This is a genomic window from Lacticaseibacillus camelliae DSM 22697 = JCM 13995 (assembly GCF_001311195.1).
In the GTDB taxonomy this organism is placed as follows: domain Bacteria; phylum Bacillota; class Bacilli; order Lactobacillales; family Lactobacillaceae; genus Lacticaseibacillus; species Lacticaseibacillus camelliae.
Map to the genome: position 1 here is coordinate 21,653 of NZ_BBAJ01000017.1, position 19,056 is coordinate 40,708.

Here is a 19,056-nt window from a genome sequence, read left to right on the forward strand (position 1 = left end):
AAAACATGCTCACTACTGAAGATTTTGACTACGACCTGCCTCATGAACTGATTGCTCAAACACCGCTGAAAAAGCGCGACGCCAGCCGCCTGCTGGTGCTGAATGCCGAAACCGGTGCGTATGAGGATAAGCATTTTTACGATATTCTCGACTACCTGAACCCCGGCGACGCGGTCGTGATGAACGACACCAAGGTCATGCCCGCCCGGCTTTACGGCGTCAAGAAGGAAACCGGCGCACACATGGAAGTGCTCCTCTTGCACAATACGGAAGGCGACCAGTGGGAAACGCTGATGAAGCCGGCCAAGAAGGCGCCGGTTGGCACCGTCATCGATTTTGGCGACGGCCTGCTTCAGGCCACTGTCAAGGAAGAACTCGACCACGGCGGTCGCATCATTGAGTTCCACTACGACGGCATTTTCATGGAAATTCTGGATAAACTTGGTGAAACACCGTTGCCACCGTACATCAAGGCCAAGCTTGATGACCCGGATATGTACCAAACGGTTTACGCCAAGGAAATGGGTTCCGCAGCGGCGCCAACGGCCGGGCTTCACTGGACGCCCGAGTTGTTGCAAAAGGTCCAGGACAAGGGGATCAAGCTGGTTTACCTGACTCTGCACGTCGGCCTCGGTACCTTCCGACCGGTTTCCGAGGATAACATCGAGGACCACAAGATGCACAGTGAGTTCTACCGCTTCTCCCAAGAAGCCGCTGACACCTTGAACGAGGTCAAGCAAAACGGTGGCCGCATCATCGCAACTGGGACCACGTCCATTCGCACGCTGGAAACGATTGGCACCAAGTTCCATGGCGCAATCAAGCCGAGTTCCGGTTGGACTGACATTTTTATTAAGCCAGGGTACCAGTGGCAGCTCGTCGACGCCTTTATCACGAACTTCCACCTGCCTAAGTCCACCCTGGTGATGCTGGTGGCGGCATTTACGGGACGCGAAAACATTCTGAATGCTTATCAGCACGCCATTCAGGAGAAGTACCGCTTCTTCAGCTTTGGGGATGCCATGTATATTCACAAGTAAAGGCTGCGCGCAGTCGCGCTTCGGTGAGCAACGCTCGAGCGCATAGCTACGCTCGGCACATGATCCGCAAGCGGCTCACGCACCAGGCTAGGCTATGCGTCGAGCTAAGCACGCTCACCTCAGCAGCCTAAAAAAAAGCCGCCGCAGATCACTCTGCGGCGGCACCACGTGGTTTATTGCGAAGGGCCCAGATAAATTCTCACTATCGAAAACGACAACCAACCAGATTTTCTTTTAACGCATCGCTGCGCGGAACTCTTAATCGAATTAATCGATCACGTATGACACTCTAGCTGGGTCCTTCGTAGTGACTATAACACCGTGTCATTACTCACTGCAATCAAAGTCTACCAGGAGGTTTTATGCCCGCACTCGAATATCACCTTAAACACATTGATAAGCACTCCGGCGCCCGGCTTGGCGAAATCGTCACGCCGCACGGGACGTTCCCGACGCCGATGTTCATGCCGGTGGGCACACAGGCCACGGTGAAGACGCTGGCCCCTGAAGAGCTCAAGACGATGGGCGCCGGCGTCATCCTGGCCAACACCTACCATCTTTGGCTGCGGCCGGGGGAAGACATTGTTGAAGAAGCCGGCGGGCTGCACAAGTTCATGAACTGGGATCGCGGTCTGCTGACTGATTCCGGCGGTTTTCAGGTGTTCTCACTGGCTAAAAATCGCGACATCACCGAGGAAGGCGTGACTTTTCGCAACCACCTGAACGGTGCCAAGATGTTCTTGTCCCCAGAAAAGGCGATCGGGATTGAAAACGCACTCGGCCCGGACATCATGATGAGTCTGGACGAATGCCCGCCGTTTTTTGAAAGCTACGATTACGTTAAAGCAAGCGTGGCGCGCACCAGCCGCTGGGCTGAGCGCGGGCTCAAGGCCCACCAACACCCCGACCGCCAGGCGCTGTTCGGTATTGTCCAGGGCGCCGGCTTCCGCGACTTGCGGGCGCAAAGCGCGAAGGACTTGGTCAGCCTGGATTTCCCGGGGTACTCCATCGGTGGTTTGTCCGTCGGCGAGTCGAAACAGGAAATGAACCACGTGCTCGATTTCACCGTGCCGATGCTGCCGGCCAACAAGCCCCGTTACCTGATGGGGGTTGGGTCGCCTGATGCGCTGATCGATGGTGTTTTGCGCGGCATTGACATGTTCGACTGCGTCCTGCCGACGCGAATTGCGCGCAAGGGCACCGTCATGACGTCGTACGGCCGTCTGGTCGTCAAAAACGCCCAGTACGCGCGTGACTTCACGCCGCTTGATGACAATTGCGACTGCTATACCTGTCGCAATTACAGCCGGGCTTACATTCGGCATCTGCTCAAAGCAAACGAGAGCTTCGGCGAGCGCCTGACGTCTTATCACAACGTCTATTTCCTGCTACATTTGATGAAGCAGGTTCGCGAGGCAATCGCGGAAGACGCTTTGAACGATTTTCGGCAGGACTTTTTCGCGCGGTATGGGTACTTCAAGCCGAACGCCAAGAACTTCTGAACTAGCTATCAAGCCTTAACTTTGGTACAGTGTTCCATGAACAATAAGAAAACGAGGTGCGTAATTTGGCAGGAAGTATATCTACAATTCTAATGATCGTCGTCATGTTTGCGTTTTTCTATTTCTTCATGATGCGGCCACAGAAAAAGCAGCAACAGCAACGTCAAGAAATGCTTAGCGGCCTGAAAAAAAAGGCGACAAGATCATCACGATTGGCGGGTTGCACGGGGTGATCGATAAAATCGACCGTAACAATAACACGGTAGACTTGGATCTTGACGGGGTTTATCTGACGTTTAACCTTTCGGCGATTCGCACAGTGACGCCGCAAGGGGAGACCCCGGCGCCGGTCGCCACGACAAACACCGCTAAAGATTCCAGTGACGACGATAAGCCGTACTCCGAAGGCGATGGCGATTCATCTGCCGATGACCAAGACGATACGAACAAGTAAATTTAGGCCTGAAGCGAGACTCCGCAGTTGCGGAGTTTTTTTTTGCCAAAATCTAATGAATGAATTCGGTTACGCTCATCCAGTCACTAAAGAAATTTTTTGTGAAAATGTTTTATTACCGGGGATAAACGCTGGTCGAGACCAAATCCGTGAAATTTTTCACTCAAACTTGTTTACAAATTCACATAGGTCCTGTATATTATTGTTTGTGAAATGGTTAACGAAAAACTTTGACAGACTTGTGGAGGGATATCAATGCTCAAACAGAAGCCAGAGACACAAACTGACATCGACGCGATGATCGACGACTTGGTCAAAAAAAGGCCAAGAAGCGCTCAAAGTGCTGAAGACCTATGATCAGGCCAAAATTGATCACATCGTGCACCGCATGGCGATTGCCGGGCTGGACCACCATATGGAACTGGCCAAGATGGCGGTTGAGGAAACCGGCCGTGGTGTGTACGAAGATAAAGCCATCAAGAACATGTTCGCCACCGAGGAAATTTGGCACTCGATCAAGAACGATAAGACGGTCGGCGTCATTTCTGAGGACAAGCAGCGCGGCTTGACCAAGATTGCTGAGCCAATTGGGGTCATCGCTGGGGTCACCCCGGTCACCAATCCGACTTCGACGGTCATGTTCAAGTCGGAAATCGCGATCAAGACCCGTAATCCGATCATCTTCTCTTTCCACCCAGGCGCGCAGAAGTCCTCTGCTAAGGCCCTGGAAGTGATTCGCGACGAGGCGATGAAGGTCGGTCTGCCAGAAGGCGCGTTGCAGTTTATCGCTGAGCCAAGCATTGAGGCCTGCCAAGCCCTGATGCACCACCCGGGCATTGCGACGATTCTGGCGACTGGCGGCCCGGGCATGGTCAAGTCCGCCTACTCAAGCGGCAAGCCTGCCTTAGGTGTTGGCGCGGGCAATGCGCCGGCCTACATTGAAAAGACGGCCAACATCAAGCAGGCGGTCAACGATATTGTGCTGTCCAAGAGCTTCGATAACGGCATGGTCTGCGCTTCCGAGCAAGGCATTATCGTGGACGAGCCGATTTACGCGGACGTTAAGAAAGAGTTCCAGGCCCAGGCGCTTACTTTGTTAAGCAAAAGGACATGAAGAAGTTCACTGAGACCGTGATCAACACCGAGAAGATGGCGGTCAACCCACGGATTGTCGGCCAAAGTGTTCAGCAGATCGCCGAATGGGCCGGCATCGAGATTCCTCAAGACACCACTATTCTGATTGCCGAGCTCAAGGGCGTCGGGGATGCTTACCCGCTGTCACACGAGAAACTGAGCCCAGTTCTAGCCATGATGAAGGCTAAGGACCACGAGGACGCGTTCACGCTGGCCGAAACGATGCTCGACATCGGCGGCCTGGGCCACACAGCCATCATCCACACCGCCGATCAGGACCTGGCACTGGATTACGCCGATAAAATGCAGGCGTGCCGGGTGCTGGTCAACAGCCCGTCGACCTTCGGGGGGATCGGAGATCTGTACAACGAAATGATTCCAAGTCTGACGCTTGGCTGCGGCTCGTACGGTGGTAACTCAATTTCACACAACGTGGGGACGATCGACTTGCTTAACATCAAAACTCTGGCAAAGCGCCGCAACAACATGCAATGGGTCAAGCTGCCGCCGAAGATTTACTTCGAACGCAACTCGGTTCGTTACCTCGAAAAGATGGACGGCCTGGACCGCGTCCTGATTGTTGGGGACCGTGGGATGGAGAAGTTAGGCTATGTCCGGATCGTTGAAGACGTGCTGAAGAACCGCAGTAATAAAGTCGACATCCAAACCTTCTTGGACGTTGAGCCGGATCCTTCGACCAACACGGTATACAAGGGCACAGCCATTGCAAAGGACTTCAAGCCTGACGCGATCGTTGCGGTCGGCGGCGGCTCTGTCATGGATGCGGCCAAAGGCATCTGGTTGTTCTACGACGGCGATGGCGACTTCTTCGGCGCCAAGCAGAAGTTCCTGGATATCCGCAAGCGGACTTATAAGTTCCCGAAGCCGACTAAGTCTAAGCTGGTCTGCATCCCGACCACTTCCGGGACGGGTTCCGAAGTGACCCCATTCGCGGTCATCACCGACTCCGACACCGGGATCAAATACCCGCTGGCCGACTATGCGCTGACCCCGGACGTTGCCCTAGTTGACTCTCAGTTCATCGAAACAGTGCCGCCGAAGGTTGTGGCCGACACTGGGCTGGATGTCATTTGCCACGCCACCGAAAGCTTTGTCTCGACCATGGCCAGTGATTATACGCGCGGCCTGTCCCTGCAAGCCTTGAAGCTGGCCTTCGAAAACTTGGAAGCCTCCTACAACGGCGATCTGGAAGCCAAAGCGAAGATGCACGACGCCTCGACCATCGCCGGGATGGCCTTTGCCAACGCCTTGCTGGGCATCAACCACAGTATCGCGCACAAGCTGGGTCAGACCTTCCACCTGCCTCACGGACGCTGCATTGCGATCACCTTCCCACACATCGTTCGCTACAACGCCGCACGGCCGAAGAAGCGTGCCGTATGGGCGAAGTACAACTACTTCCGTGCCGACGAAGATTACGCCCAAATTGCCCGCTTCCTGGGCTTGAAAGGCGACACGACCGCCGAGCTGGTTGAAGCCTTTGCGCATGCATACATTGACTTGGCCCACCGGGTCGGCGTCAAGATGAGCCTGAAGGACCAGGGTATCGCCAAGCAGGACGTGCTGGATAACGTTGATCGCATCGCCGAACTGGCCTACGAAGACAATTGCACGGTCACGAACAGTTGAGCCGTTGATCGCCGACATGAAGCAGATCGTGCTCGATGAGTACGAAGGAACCGCCTCAAGCGAGGGCACCAAGTAACCATTTCAAGCCTTCACACAAGTCTAGGGAAACCGGAAGAACACGTCGAAAGGCGTGTTTTTTTGTGCAAGTCATGCATAATAGGTAATGTGTATAAACTGAAAGTAAGGATGAGTATGACACCAAATAAAGAAGACTACCTCAAAATGATTTTCGAACTGGGCGGTGACACGGCTCTGATCTCCAACAAGCAGATTGTGGTCGGGCTGAACGTTTCGGCAGCCTCTGTCAGTGAGATGGTCACCAAATTGGTCGAGCAGCACTATGTGACCCACACGCCGTACCAAGGAATCAAGCTGACCGCCAGCGGCCAAAGCCGGGCGGCGGCCTTAGTGCGCAATCACCGGCTTTGGGAAGTCTTTTTGACTGAAGACTTAGGCTATCCGGTGGATAACGTGCACTCCGAAGCCGAAATGCTGGAGCACGCGATGACACCGGAAATGGCCGATCGCATGGCGAAATTTCTTGGCAACCCGAAGTATTGTCCGCACGGCGGCGTCATTCCCGACGCCGACGGTCATTACCTGGATCAAAGCCGCGTCACGCTGAGCCAGGTCGACGTGGGCACTCAAGGGCATATCGAGCGCATCGTTGACGAGCCGGGACTGATCGATTACGTCTTCGGTCTGGGACTGGCGATCGAGGACCACTTTGAAGTCATTGCCAAAAGCTCTTCGGCCATTCGTATCCGGCAGCGTGAGACGGGCAAGGAGCTCGACATTGACCCGGTCCGTGCGGAGCACATTTTTGTTGAATTATAATCATTTTTTTGAAAGCGGTGGCAGTATCACTATGAGTAACGAAGTCAATGCAGTAATTATCATGTTCGGTGGCTCGGGCGACCTCGCGCATCGCAAGCTGTACCCAGCCTTGTTTGGCCTGTTTCAGCACGGGGTATTGAAGGACCACTTTGCAGTGATTGGGACCGCGCGGCGGCCGTGGAGCGACGACCATTATCAGGAGGTCGTGCGTGATTCGGTCAAAGAAGCGGGCAACACTGATCAAGATGCCATTGCCGCTTTCGCTAAGCACTTTTATTACCAATCCCACGACGTCACCGACGCCGATCACTACGTCACCCTAAAACAATTGGCGGCCAAGTTGGACGAACAGTACGAAGTGGGGGGCAACCGCCTGTACTACATGGCGATGGCGCCGAAGTTCTTCAGCACGATCGCGACGCACCTCAAGTCGGAGTCGCTGTTGACCAATACCGGCTTCAACCGGCTGATCATTGAAAAACCGTTCGGTCACGATTACGAAAGCGCCAAGGCGCTAAACGACGCAATCACCGGGACGTTTAAGGAAGAGCAGATTTACCGCATCGATCATTACCTGGGTAAGGACATGGCCCAGGCTATCCTGGCGCTGCGCTTTGCCAATCCTTGGTTCAAGGCAGTTTGGGACAAGGATCACATCAAAGATATTCAGATCACGTTGGCCGAAGCGGTCGGGGTCGAGGAGCGGGCCGGTTACTACGAAACGGCTGGCGCGCTGCGGGACATGGTGCAAAATCATGTGATGCAGCTGCTCGCCTACCTGACTATGGATGAACCTGAGGCGCTGACTTCCGAGGCAATCCACGCGGTCAAGGCCAAGGCCTTCGACGACTTGCACCGGTACACCGAAGACGAGGCACGGCAGAACTTTGTCCGCGCTCAGTATGCCTCTGCCACTGTGGATGGCAAAAAGGTGCCTGGCTACCGCGAAGAAGACGGCGTGGCGCCGGATTCGCTGACGGATACCTTTGTGGCGGGGAAGATGCTGACGGACAACCCGAAGCTGGCCGGCGTGCCGATTTTCATTCGCACCGGCAAGCGGCTGACCCGCAAGTCGACGCAGGTCACGGTCACCTTTAAGGACGGCGACGGCCTGTTCGGCCACACCCCTGGCGATCAGCTCACGGTTTACATTGAGCCGAACGAAGCTACACGCTGGAGATCAACGCCAAGAAACTCGGTGAGACGGCCACGCTTGAGCGCGAGTGGCTCAACATGCGCCACGATGATCAGGCTGTTAGCGATGCGCCGGAAGCCTATGAACGCCTGATTGGCGATGTGCTGGCCGGCGATCAGACGAATTTTAACCACTGGAACGAGCTGGCCCAGATTTGGCGTTATGTGGATGTGATCACCCGCGCCTGGGCGAATGACAAGACCATGCCCACTTACAAGGCGGGGTCGATGGGTCCCCAAGCAGCGTTTGACTTGCTCAAACCCGGTGATCATAAGTGGTATTGGCAGCCGCGGCACACGCAGCTGGCTGATTAAATATGATGGATCAAGGTCGGCCGCGCGCCGGCCTTTTTGCCCGGAAAGGAGAGGGGCGACGTGCTTGAGATCCCAATGCAAAATGATACAACGCGCAAGATCGTGCACGTCGACATGGACGCCTTTTACGCGTCAATCGAGGAGCGCGACGACCCCAGCCTCAAACCCCGGGCGCTGGTGATGGCGCATGACCCGCGGCAAACTGGCGGCAAAGGCGTGGTGACCACGGCGAATTACGTGGCGCGCCAGTACGGCGTTCATTCGGCGATGCCGGCCAACGAGGCCCTGAAGCTGGTGCCGCAAAAGCTGTTGACCTTCAAGACCCCGGACTTTGAGAAGTACCGAGCCGTTTCGGATCAGATCCATCAGCTTTTTCACCAAGTGACGGACCTGATCGAGCCTGTGGCCTTGGACGAGGCGTACCTTGACGTCACGGCCAACCATGATTTCAACACCACGATTCAACTGGCGCTTTGGCTCCAAGATCAGATTCGTCAGCAGACGCAGCTCAGCAGCTCGATTGGCTTGTCGTACAACAAATTTCTGGCCAAGGAGGCCTCTGAGTACAACAAGCCGCGCGGGCGCACAGTGATTTTGCCGGAGCAGGCGCAGCTGTTTTTGGACCGACTGCCAATTGAGGAATTTCGCGGGGTCGGGAAAAAGACCGCGCCAATGCTGCAGGACCTGGGGATCACGAACGGTGCCACGCTGCGTGCGTATGGTCAAGACCGGCTGATCGCCAAGCTTGGAAAAATGGGCTACGAGCTGTACCGCCACGCGCTGGGCATCGACAACCGGCCCGTCCTAGTCCGCACAGCCAAGTCAATTGGTAAGGAGCGGACTTACCGCGCCTTTTTGACCAGTGAGGCAGCGGTGCGGGCTCAGCTGGAAAAGCTGGCGGGCATGGTGGCTGAAGCCCTGGCCAAGAAGCAAATGCATGGCAAGACTGTGGTGTTGAAGGTCCGGGATGGGGAATTCAACACGCAAACCAGGCGCCAGACTTCCGACCATTATTTCCGCTCCGCGCAGTCCATCCTCGACGCGGCCTGGCAGCTGTGGACGCAGGACACGGACCAGCCTGCGCAGATCCGCCTGCTCGGGATCACGGTGACCGGTCTTGACCCCCAGCAGTATGAGAATATCGACCTGCCGGTATAACAGCTTGACATGTGTTATACTACAGAAAAAGCAGGAAGCGAGGCGTCGTCTATGGCCACCAAACATGAACAAATTCTAGCCTACATCGGCAGTTTGCCGGTGGGCACGAAGATTTCTGTCAGGGCTGTTGCCAGGGAGCAACACGTCTCAGAAGGAACAGCTTACCGGGCAATCAAAGAGGCGGAAACCACAGGCTGGTGTCAACCATCGAACGGGTCGGGACGATCCGCATCGAGCAAAAACCGCTCAACAATATTGATTCGCTGACTTTTCGCGGCCTGCTATCGCTGACCGACGCGAAGATCTTAGGTGGCTCTGCCGGACTAGCGAAGCACCTGGACAAGTTTGTGATCGGGGCGATGACGCCGGACGAGATGCTGCGCTACATCACGAAAAATTCTCTGGTGATCGTCGGTAACCGAGAAGACGCGCAAATGCTGGCCTTACAAAACGGTGCCGCAGTGCTGATCACAGGGGGCTTTGCAACGACCGACCGGGTGATCCGGCTGGCCAACGAGATGGAGCTGCCGGTCATGCAAACCACGCACGATACGTTCACGGTGGCGACCATGATCAACCGGGCACTGTCTGACCAGGCCATCAAACAGGATATCCTGACGATTGCGGCTATTTACACGCCGCTGGCCGATGGGGTCCAAACCGGCCGGCCGGATCAGACAGTGGCGGACTTCACGAAGTTGCGGGCCGGCCGCAGCGATTTTGCTTTACCGATCGTCACGCCTGCCGGGCGCTGGTGGGCATGGTGGGGAAAAAGCAGGTGACCGGCAAGAAGCCGAGCACCGCGCTGGAGCGCGTCATGATCAAAGATTCGATCACGGTGCGGCCTTACTTAGGGGTCACTGCCGTCGGTCACATGATGCAAGGCAACGGCCTGTCCGTGCTGCCAGTGGTCGATGATTCCTGGCAGCTGCTGGGCATCGTGACGCGCGGATCGGTGTACTCGGCGCTGGCGGAGCTTGGGACCAACTCTCAAGGGACAACGATTGCCGATTCGGTTGCCACGGCAGTCACGCCGGCACCTTCCGAGTCGGCGCAAAGTGCGGCCTACACGCTGGTGACCACTCCGATGATGATGAACAAGCTGGGCACGCTGAGCTTTGGCGTCATGAATGAAATCGTCAATTATGCCGTGACGCATTTTCTTAACGCGCAGGGGCGCCGCAACGTGTTGATTGAACAACTCTCACTGCACGCGTTTCGCCCGATTCAGCTGGAAACCACGATTCACATTGCAGTGAAGACGTTGGAGCTGAACTCGCACACCGCAGTGTTTGAAGTGGCGCTGTCAGCGGACGGCATGCTGGCGGCCTGGCGCTGACCACTTGTCAGTTATTGGAAAGGACAACACGATGATTCAAGAAAAGATTCTAGAAGCCATTCAAAGTTATGCTACGATCATCATTCACCGGCACGTGAAGCCGGATCCCGACGCTTTGGGCTCTCAAGGTGGGTTAGCCGCGGCCATTCGCGAAGCCTACCCCAGCAAGCATGTCTACCAAGTCGGTGGGCCGGTCGGCGATCTGAACTGGCTGAGTACGATGCAGGAGGTGCCAGATGACACCTACCAGGGCGCACTGGTGATCGTGTGCGACACTGCCGATCGGCCACGCATCTCGGATGACCGGTTTGACCGTGGGGCCATGCTGATCAAAATCGACCACCACCCAAATGACGACGCGTACGGTGACTTGCAGTGGGTCGACGAGGATGCCAGCTCGGTGTCGGAAATGATTTTTGACTTGATCCAGGGTTCAACGCGCAAACTGTTTCTGACCGCGGCCAGCGCCCGCCTGCTGTATGCAGGCATTGTCGGTGACACCGGCCGCTTCCGGTTCAACAACACGCAGCCGCACACGCTGGCGGCAGCGGCCCGGCTGATTGAAGAGGACTTCGATCCGGCCGGCCTGAACAACCGCATGAACGCGATGACCTTTGCGCAGGCTAAGTTGCAGAGTTACATATTCGACCACATGACGATCTCAGACAGTGGCGCGGCGACGGTGACAATCCCGCTTGCGGAAACCGAAAAGCTCGGCCTGCAGCCTGACGAGGTCCACGCCGCAGTTGGCACTCCGGGCCGACTGGGTGAAGTCCAGGCCTGGGCGCTGTTTGTAGAGCAAGCAGGCGATGAGCTTACCGCGTCAACTTACGCTCCAAGGGGCCAATCATTAATGGCCTGGCCAAGGCCCATCGCGGCGGTGGGCATCCGCTCGCCAGTGGGGCTAAGGCAGAGGACCAAGCAGAGATTGCCAGATCACCAAAGAACTAGACGAGCTTACCGCAGGATTTTCGAAAGTAGGACATCATGACCAATCAATTTAAGCAATATCAGTTAGCCCCATTTTTATTCAAGGCGCTGGACGCTGAGCACATCGACACGCCCACGCCGATCCAGGAAAAAGTGATCCCGGCTTTGCTGCGGGGCGAAAGTGTCGTGGGCCAAAGTCAGACCGGGTCTGGTAAAACGCACGCCTTTTTGCTACCGCTGCTGTCGCGCATCGATCTGGCCAAAGACGAGGTGCAGCTTGTGATCACGCGCCTTCGCGCGAGCTGGCCGATCAGCTTTACGAAGTCGCCAGCGACCTGGCCCAGTTTGAGCCGCAGCTGCGAATCCAGCGTTACGTCGCGGCACGGACAAGAGCCGCCAGGAAGGTAAGCTAGAAAGCAAGCAGCGCAAGTGGCCATTGGCACTCCGGGCCGGCTGCTTGACCTGATCTCGGATCACGCGCTGACGGCATACACGGCGACCATGTTTGTGGTCGACGAGGCGGACATGACGCTGGACATGGGCTTTTTGGAGACTGTGGACCAGATCGCCGGCCAGTTTGGCGAGAATCTTCAGATGGCGGTATTTTCCGCCACGATTCCGCAAAAACTGCAGCCGTTTTTGAAAAAGTATATGGCCAACCCCACGGTGATCGAGCTCAAGCCCAAAACGGTGATTGCTGACACCGTCCAGAATGACCTGATTCAGGTCCCAGCCCGCGACCGCAACGCGCTGATTTATAAGCTGGCGACCATGGGGGAACCGTTCTTGGTGCTGATTTTTGCCAACACCAAGACGCACGTGGACGCGCTTCACAAGTACTTGACGGATCAAGCCTGAAAGTAGCCAAGATCCACGGCGACGTGGAGCCAAGGCGCCGGCGCAGGTGATGAAACAGATCGGCGAGCTCAAGTACCAGTACGTCGTTGCCACTGACCTGGCTTCGCGCGGAATCGACATCGACGGGGTATCACTGGTGATCAACGCCGAGCTGCCTAAAGACAACGAGTTCTTCATTCACCGCGTGGGTCGGACGGGGCGCAATGGCCAGTCCGGCACCGCCATCACGCTTTACGAGCCTGGGCAAGAAGCCCAAATCGCCGAGCTCGAGCACATGGGTGTGCACTTCACCCCGAAAGCGCTGAAAAACGGCGAGCTGGTGGACACGTATGATCGCAATCGCCGCATCCACCGGCAGAAGAAGGCCACCCCAGTGTCCGGCAAAATCGCCGGCATGGCCGCCAAGGAGGCCAAGAAAAAGATGCCAGGCTACAAGAAGAAGATCCGCAAGGCGGCGGAAAAAGAGGCCTGGTTCAACAACCGGGTCGAGAAGCGCAATTCTGCCCGGTCCGCCCGCAAGGCCAAAAAGACGCAGCAGTAGTCGTCGCTACTCCGGTAACCATCGCATTTAAAGGAGGGTCCCATGCCAAAAGTTGAACTGATGCTTTCAGAATGGAACGCACTGGCACCTGAACGTCAGCGCTTTATTGCGAGCCAGCTGAGTCGCTACTTTCTCAGTCCGCTGCTTTCAGTTGATGCCATCATGCCAGTTGCGGTGGATTATTTCGGCAATCACCTGAACACCTTTGACATTCTGATTGGCGGGGAGTGGCTCCGGTTTATTCCAGGGATGCGGCACGTGGCGCTGGGCGTCAAGCAGCCGATCCCGGCTGAGATGCAGGGGACGTTAAACGCGCTTGGGGTGAGCAAGACGACCGCGCAGCAGCACCTCAGTCCGGCGGCAGTGCGAGATATGCCGCCGATGCTGGTGGCGCGTACAAGCGTCAACACAGGGGAAGAAGTGATCGGGACGATTGACCTGACAACTCAGGTGTTTTCCGGCGATCATTTTGCCTACGTCCCGATCAAGAATCAGGTGCTGGCACTGCTGCGGCCAAAAGCGGCGGGGCTGACCCCGACTCGCGCAGACGCGTTTGCGCCTCGCCTGGAGAACGCGACCGTGGTGTTGCGGCTGGCCGGCGAACACACCTATCAGGTTGCCGTGAAGCGGGACTGGGACCAGGCGGGTTTAGTCAAGCGCCTTTCCGGGTTTGGCTTTGCTTTGCCGGATGAGCGCGAGTACGAGTACCTGATGGGCGGTGGGCTGGATTCGCTGTTTGGCTGGGGTAATCGGCTGCCCGAAGCGGGGATGCGGTACGTGCCGAACCGTTTTGGCTTGACTGTGCCAGTCGCGCGCAAAGGCGCCGAGCTGGTGCGCAGTGCCTTTGCCAAAAGCGCTGCTGTTTCGGCCGGGGCAACCGTCCAAGCGCTGCTGCCCCTGTCGCAGTTTTATCGCACGCGGCCTGGGGCCTTTAAGACCATGCGCTACCGTAAAATCGCCAAGGTCGAGCTACAGTAGGCCTGACCGGTGACCTGTTGACACCGTCTAACTCGGTTCGTATAATGAATCTTTGTTAGGATATGCAAACGTGTTGCCCACTTTCAGAAAGTCACCGGGTGCTGTGAGGCGATAGGGACAGACGTTTGTGCTCCCTGATCTGAAGACGATAATCAATTAATGAAGTGGTAAACGACCAACATCGTTGCAACCAAGGTGGTACCGCGCGCAAGCGTCCTTGGAATGCAGCGGTGTTTTTTTTCTTTTGCCAAGGAGGACAGCATGAAAAAAACTTTCAAGCGGCGAAATTCGCCAAATGTTTCTTGATTTTTTTCAAGTCCAAGGGTCACTCGGTTGAGCCCAGTGCCAGCCTGATCCCAGTGGACGACCCGACGCTCTTGTGGATCAACTCCGGGGTCGCGACGTTGAAGAAATACTTCGATGGCACGGTGATCCCGAAGAACCCGCGGATCACGAATGCGCAGAAGTCGATTCGCACCAACGATATTGAAAACGTCGGCAAAACAGCGCGGCATTTGACCTTTTTCGAAATGCTCGGCAACTTCAGTGTTGGTGACTACTTCAAAAAAAGAGGTCATTCCGTGGGCGTGGGAATTTCTGACGTCGGACAAGTGGCTTGGTCTGGACAAGGATAAGCTTTACGTGACGGTTTACCCGAAGGACAAAGACGCCAAGGAACTGTGGAGAAGACCGGCGTGCCGGCTTCGCACATTTACGAGGTAGAGGACAACTTCTGGGACATTGGTGAAGGACCCTCTGGTCCGGATACCGAAATCTTCTACGACCGGGGTCAAAGCTTCAACAATCTGCCGGAAGATGATCCGGAAAGTTATCCTGGTGGTGAAAACGAGCGCTACGAGGAAATCTGGAACATCGTGTTCTCTCAGTACAACCACTTGCCGGACGGCCGCTACGTCGACCAACCGCACAAGAATATTGATACAGGGATGGGGCTTGAACGCCTGGTGTCAGTTATCCAAGGCACCAAGACCAACTTCGAGACCGACCTGTTCCTGCCGATCATCAAGGCGACTGAAAAGCTTTCGGCCGGCAAGACCTACGGCAACGGCGGCCGCGACGACGTGGCCTTCAAGATCATTGCGGACCACGCGCGCACAGTCACCTTTGCCATTGGCGACGGCGCTCTGCCCAGCAACGAGGGCCGCGGCTACGTGCTGCGCCGCCTGATTCGGCGCGCGGCCGTCAATGGCCGCCGGCTGGGCATCAAGGATGCGTTCCTGTACAAACTGGTGCCGGTGGTTGGTGACATTATGGAAAGCTATTACCCGGAGATCAACCGGAACAAGGCCTTTATCCAGAAGGTCATTCGGTCTGAAGAGGATCGGTTTGCCGAGACCTTGGACGCGGGGCTGAGCCTGCTGAACCAAACCATTGCGGACCTGAAAGCCAATAACGAAACTGTGGTGCCCGGGGCAACTGCGTTCAAGCTGTTTGATACGTTCGGCTTCCCCGTTGAGCTAACGAAGGAGATTGCCGAGGATCAAGGCATTGACGTTGACATGAAGGGTTACGAAAAGAATATGGAGGCCCAGCGCACGCGCGCGCGGGCCGCACGCGGGGACGCGCAGTCGATGGGCAGTCAGGATAAGACGCTGATGGCCATCAAGACCCCCAGCAAGTTCACTGGCTGGACTGATTTGCAGGACGATGCCAAGCTGACTGACCTGATTCAGGATGATCAGGAACAAGACCGGGTCACCGGCGGCGTGGCCCAGCTGATTTTTGACCAGACCCCGTTTTACGCGGAAATGGGTGGCCAAGTGGCCGACCACGGCGAAATCGTCGATGGCACTGGCGCTGTCGTGGCCAAGGTCACTGACGTGCAGCATGCGCCCAACGGCCAGAATCTGCACACGGTTGAGGTCGAAAACACCCTGAAGAAGGGCGAGACTTACACCCTGAAGGTCGATGTCGAACGGCGTAAGAAGGTTTCCATGAACCACACCGCGACGCACCTGCTGGATCAGGCCCTGCGGCAGGTTCTGGGCGAGCACACGCACCAGGCGGGCTCGCTGGTCGAGCCGACCTATCTGCGCTTTGACTTCACCAACTTTGGGCAGGTCACCGAAGCACAGCTGCGGGAGGTCGAAACCGTCGTCAACCAACAGATCTGGCGGCAGCTGCCGATCACGTGGAAGGAAATGCCGATTGGAGAGGCCAAGAAGCAAGGCGCCATCGCGATGTTCGGCGATAAGTACGGCGAAACCGTCCGCGTTGTGACGATTGGGGACTTTAACCGTGAGTTCGATGGTGGCACGCATCCGACCAACACCGCCGCGCTTGGCCTGTTCAAAATCACCGGCGAGTCGGGAATTGGCGCCGGCATTCGGCGCATTGAGGCCGTGACGTCCAAAGAGGCGTACGACTACCTGACCAAGCAGCAAGACGAGCTGGCCCAAACGGCGCGGACGCTTAAAATCGATCACGTGGACGGCGTCCCGGCTAAGGTCGAAAGCTTGCAGCAGGAACTTAAGGCCAGCCAGAAGACGGTCGAAGGTTTGCAGGCCAAGCTCGCAAATGAAGCGGCGGCCGGCATCTTCGACGATGCGGAAAAGGCCGGTCAGTTTACCCTGATCGCCAAGCAGCTCAAGGTGGCTGGCATGAAGGAACTGCGTGATTTGGCTGACCAGTGGCGCGATAAGGATGCGTCTGACGTGCTGGTCTTGGCGACGGCCAACGGCGGCAAGGTCAGCCTGCTGGTGGGCGCTTCCAAGGCTGCCATTGCTAAGGGTGTGAAGGCCGGTGACCTCATCAAGGCCATTGCGCCGGCCATCGGTGGCGGTGGCGGCGGTCGGCCGGACATGGCTCAGGCCGGTGGTAAGAAGCCAGAGGGGATCCCATCAGCTGAAGCAGGCGCAAGAGGCGCTGGCAGCTAAGTAGTGTGACAAGGCTGAATGAGTTCAAAAGCCGCGGCGTCATGGCGCCGCGGCTTTTGTTTGCAATGAAAATGTAACGCACACGCCGTTGGTCGCACGGCCGCAATGGCTGGCACATCAAGCCCGAGGCGACTCGTGGCGGCCTTGACGGAACGTTGTACTTTAACCGGCTTTCAAGTAAAATAGAGGCTAGCTGGAAGGGATAGAGGTGTTGAAAATGGGCACATTAGATCAAACCGTTCATTTTGATTTTCCGGAGAATAATCCGAAAAACATTCATGAGACGCTGGAGACGGTCAGCAAGTCGCTGGAGGAGAAGGGGTACAACCCGATCAACCAGATTGTCGGCTACCTGATCTCAGGAGATCCGGCCTACATTCCGCGGTACAACGACTCGCGGAACTTGATTCGCAAATACGAACGCGACGTGATCATTGAGGAGCTTGTTCGCAACTACCTCGGCAAGGAGAAAAAGTAGTGCGCTACATGGGACTGGATGTGGGGTCACGCACGGTGGGCGTCGCGATTTCTGATCCTTTGGGGTGGACGGCTCAGGGACTTGAAATCATTCGCATCAACGAGGACAAGGAAGAATTTGGCCTCGCCCGCGTTGCGGAGTTGGTCACCCAGTACGAGGTGACCAACTTTGTTGTGGGCCTGCCCAAGAACATGAACAACACCGAAGGTCCGCGCGTCGAGAAATCGAAGGCGTACGGGCAGATGCTGGCCGACCGGTTCAAGTTGCCGGTCGCGTACACCGACGAGCGGCTGACGACCGTCGAAGCGAGTCGGATGCTCATTGAAGAGGCGGATGCCTCACGTAAACGACAAAAACAAGTCATCGACAAACTGGCGGCACAGCTGATTTTGCAGAATTACCTAGATCTTCACAGCCGCTAACAAGGAGGCCATCATGGCAGACAAGAATAACCATGTGCACGAAGGCGACGACCAGCAGCAGATCACGCTGATCGACGATAAAGGCAACGAAGAATTATATCAGGTGCTTTTCACTTTCGATTCAGAGGATTACGGCAAGAGTTACGTGTTGTTGTATCCAGAAAGCGCCAGCGACGATGAAGAGGTTGATATTCAAGCCTTTTCCTTCACCCCAGACGAAAACGGCGACGCCAGCTCGGGGAATCTTTACCCCATCGAAGACGACGACGAATGGGACATGGTCGAAGAGGTGCTCAATACCTTCTTGGCCGATGAGGATGAGGACGGCGAATAACCAATGCACCGCGCCGCAGTGATGGGGCGCGGTTTTTTTACGGAAGGGGACCAGTAATGGCTGAACGCAAGCGGCGGTTCAAAGCTGTGATTGACGGAAAAGAATACACGATCATTGGGCCGGGGACGACTGCCCACTTTGAGGCGGTCACTACGCTGTTGAATCAGCGCCTGGCGGCACTGCGTGAGGCCTCGCCCAAGTTAACGAAGGAAGACGCAGCGGTGCTGTTGGCGTTCAATGCGCTTTCCGACCAGGTGGATCAGGCGGCCGCCCAGCAAAAGACGGAGGAGCCGGATGCTTAGCTTTGCGATCATCGTCTTTCTGGCGTATTTCTTTTACGCAGGCGCTGAACGGGGGCTGTGGCTTCAGTTAGTTCACGTCGGCGGTTACTTAGTGAGCCTGGGCCTGGCGGCGCTGCTTTACCAGCCGGTCGCCAAGCTGCTTTCGCTTTGGGTCCCGTACCCTTCGGCCACTCAGTCCAGCCACTTTGTTTTCTTCTCGAACCGGGTCGGGCTGACACTGGATGATGCCTTTTACCGCGGCATCGCGTTTCTGCTGGTGCTGGCAGTCGGGTGGCTGCTGACGCGGTTTGGCGCGCTGTGGGTCCACGACCTGAAGTACCGCAAGGCGGACCGTGCCAGTTTCATCACCGGCGGCTTACTGAACCTGGTGATGGGCTACGTGTTCCTTTTCTTGGTCCTTTATGTGGTGGCGCTCATTCCTTTGGCCGGTCTCCAGAACATGTTGGCAAACTCGTTTCTGGCCCGCACGATTGTCCGGTACTCGCTGGGTCTGACAAACTGGGTCACGGCACTTTGGCTTTAACGACCAGCACATCATTGCGTGCTGGTTTTTCGCATTTTTAAGGAGTCTAAGCATGAATAAAAAAAATTTTGAGCACCCTTGGGTTTGACCAGATCAAAGCGGCTTTGGCCAAGGATGTCGTGACGGCGGCTGGCCACGCGCGGGCCCTCGCGCTGACCCCGACGGCCGAC

Annotated in this window: 13 protein-coding genes and 6 pseudogenes; all 19 read left to right on the forward strand. The window is 56.4% G+C overall.

Annotation, left to right across the window (positions count from 1 at the left end):
* Positions 1-5: 5 nt before the first annotated feature.
* The 19 genes and pseudogenes from queA (at position 6) to JCM13995_RS04885 (ending at position 18,886) form a co-directional block, all read left to right on the forward strand.
* A complete protein-coding gene (gene queA / locus JCM13995_RS04805) occupies positions 6-1,040 on the forward strand; it encodes a tRNA preQ1(34) S-adenosylmethionine ribosyltransferase-isomerase QueA (protein WP_054663053.1) in 1,035 nt (344 codons plus the stop codon).
* A gap of 362 nt (positions 1,041-1,402) precedes the next feature.
* Positions 1,403-2,542 carry a tRNA guanosine(34) transglycosylase Tgt gene (tgt, locus tag JCM13995_RS04810; protein ID WP_054663056.1) on the forward strand — a complete coding sequence of 380 codons (1,140 nt, stop codon included), beginning with the start codon at positions 1,403-1,405 and terminating at the stop codon, positions 2,540-2,542.
* Positions 2,543-2,607: 65 nt separating this feature from the next.
* A pseudogene (gene yajC / locus JCM13995_RS04815) lies at positions 2,608-2,996 on the forward strand (preprotein translocase subunit YajC).
* Between the two features lie 255 nt (positions 2,997-3,251).
* Positions 3,252-5,856, forward strand: a pseudogene (adhE, locus tag JCM13995_RS04820) (bifunctional acetaldehyde-CoA/alcohol dehydrogenase).
* Between the two features lie 116 nt (positions 5,857-5,972).
* Positions 5,973-6,617, forward strand: coding sequence for a metal-dependent transcriptional regulator (locus JCM13995_RS04825; RefSeq protein WP_054663060.1), 645 nt, complete (start codon positions 5,973-5,975; stop codon positions 6,615-6,617).
* Positions 6,618-6,648: 31 nt separating this feature from the next.
* A pseudogene (zwf, locus tag JCM13995_RS04830) lies at positions 6,649-8,126 on the forward strand (glucose-6-phosphate dehydrogenase).
* Between the two features lie 75 nt (positions 8,127-8,201).
* A complete protein-coding gene (gene dinB / locus JCM13995_RS04835) occupies positions 8,202-9,284 on the forward strand; it encodes a DNA polymerase IV (protein WP_054663078.1) in 1,083 nt (360 codons plus the stop codon).
* 197 nt (positions 9,285-9,481) lie between these two features.
* On the forward strand, positions 9,482-10,066 hold the full coding sequence (locus JCM13995_RS18005) for a DRTGG domain-containing protein (protein WP_225350719.1): 585 nt from the start codon (positions 9,482-9,484) through the stop codon (positions 10,064-10,066).
* Positions 10,045-10,623, forward strand: coding sequence for a CBS domain-containing protein (locus JCM13995_RS18010; RefSeq protein ID WP_156314320.1), 579 nt, complete (start codon positions 10,045-10,047; stop codon positions 10,621-10,623). Before JCM13995_RS18005 ends, JCM13995_RS18010 begins: the two co-directional genes overlap by 22 nt.
* Positions 10,624-10,654: 31 nt before the next feature.
* Positions 10,655-11,627, forward strand: a pseudogene (locus JCM13995_RS04845) (DHH family phosphoesterase).
* Positions 11,611-12,411 (forward strand): annotated as a pseudogene (locus tag JCM13995_RS17545) (DEAD/DEAH box helicase). The pseudogenes JCM13995_RS04845 and JCM13995_RS17545 overlap by 17 nt, the downstream one beginning before the upstream one ends.
* Before the next feature lie 49 nt (positions 12,412-12,460).
* Complete coding sequence (locus JCM13995_RS17550; protein ID WP_369385610.1) at positions 12,461-12,952, forward strand: helicase-related protein; 492 nt, start codon at positions 12,461-12,463, stop codon at positions 12,950-12,952.
* Positions 12,953-12,994: 42 nt separating this feature from the next.
* The gene (locus JCM13995_RS04855; protein ID WP_054663063.1) at positions 12,995-13,930 is read left to right on the forward strand and encodes a hypothetical protein; all 936 of its coding nucleotides are present in this window, start codon (positions 12,995-12,997) and stop codon (positions 13,928-13,930) included.
* Between the two features lie 295 nt (positions 13,931-14,225).
* Positions 14,226-16,827 (forward strand): annotated as a pseudogene (gene alaS / locus JCM13995_RS04860) (alanine--tRNA ligase).
* A 217-nt stretch (positions 16,828-17,044) separates the two neighbouring features.
* Positions 17,045-17,305 carry an IreB family regulatory phosphoprotein gene (locus JCM13995_RS04865; RefSeq protein WP_054663081.1) on the forward strand — a complete coding sequence of 87 codons (261 nt, stop codon included), beginning with the start codon at positions 17,045-17,047 and terminating at the stop codon, positions 17,303-17,305.
* Entirely contained in the window at positions 17,305-17,727 is a 423-nt protein-coding gene (gene ruvX, locus JCM13995_RS04870) for a Holliday junction resolvase RuvX (protein ID WP_054663066.1), read from the forward strand. The genes JCM13995_RS04865 and ruvX overlap by 1 nt, the downstream gene beginning before the upstream one ends.
* Before the next feature lie 13 nt (positions 17,728-17,740).
* Positions 17,741-18,061 carry a DUF1292 domain-containing protein gene (locus JCM13995_RS04875; protein ID WP_054663069.1) on the forward strand — a complete coding sequence of 107 codons (321 nt, stop codon included), beginning with the start codon at positions 17,741-17,743 and terminating at the stop codon, positions 18,059-18,061.
* A 56-nt stretch (positions 18,062-18,117) separates the two neighbouring features.
* Complete coding sequence (locus JCM13995_RS04880; RefSeq protein WP_054663072.1) at positions 18,118-18,363, forward strand: cell division protein ZapA; 246 nt, start codon at positions 18,118-18,120, stop codon at positions 18,361-18,363.
* The gene (locus JCM13995_RS04885) at positions 18,356-18,886 is read left to right on the forward strand and encodes a CvpA family protein (protein WP_054663075.1); all 531 of its coding nucleotides are present in this window, start codon (positions 18,356-18,358) and stop codon (positions 18,884-18,886) included. The genes JCM13995_RS04880 and JCM13995_RS04885 overlap by 8 nt, the downstream gene beginning before the upstream one ends.
* The last annotated feature ends 170 nt before the right edge of the window (positions 18,887-19,056 follow it).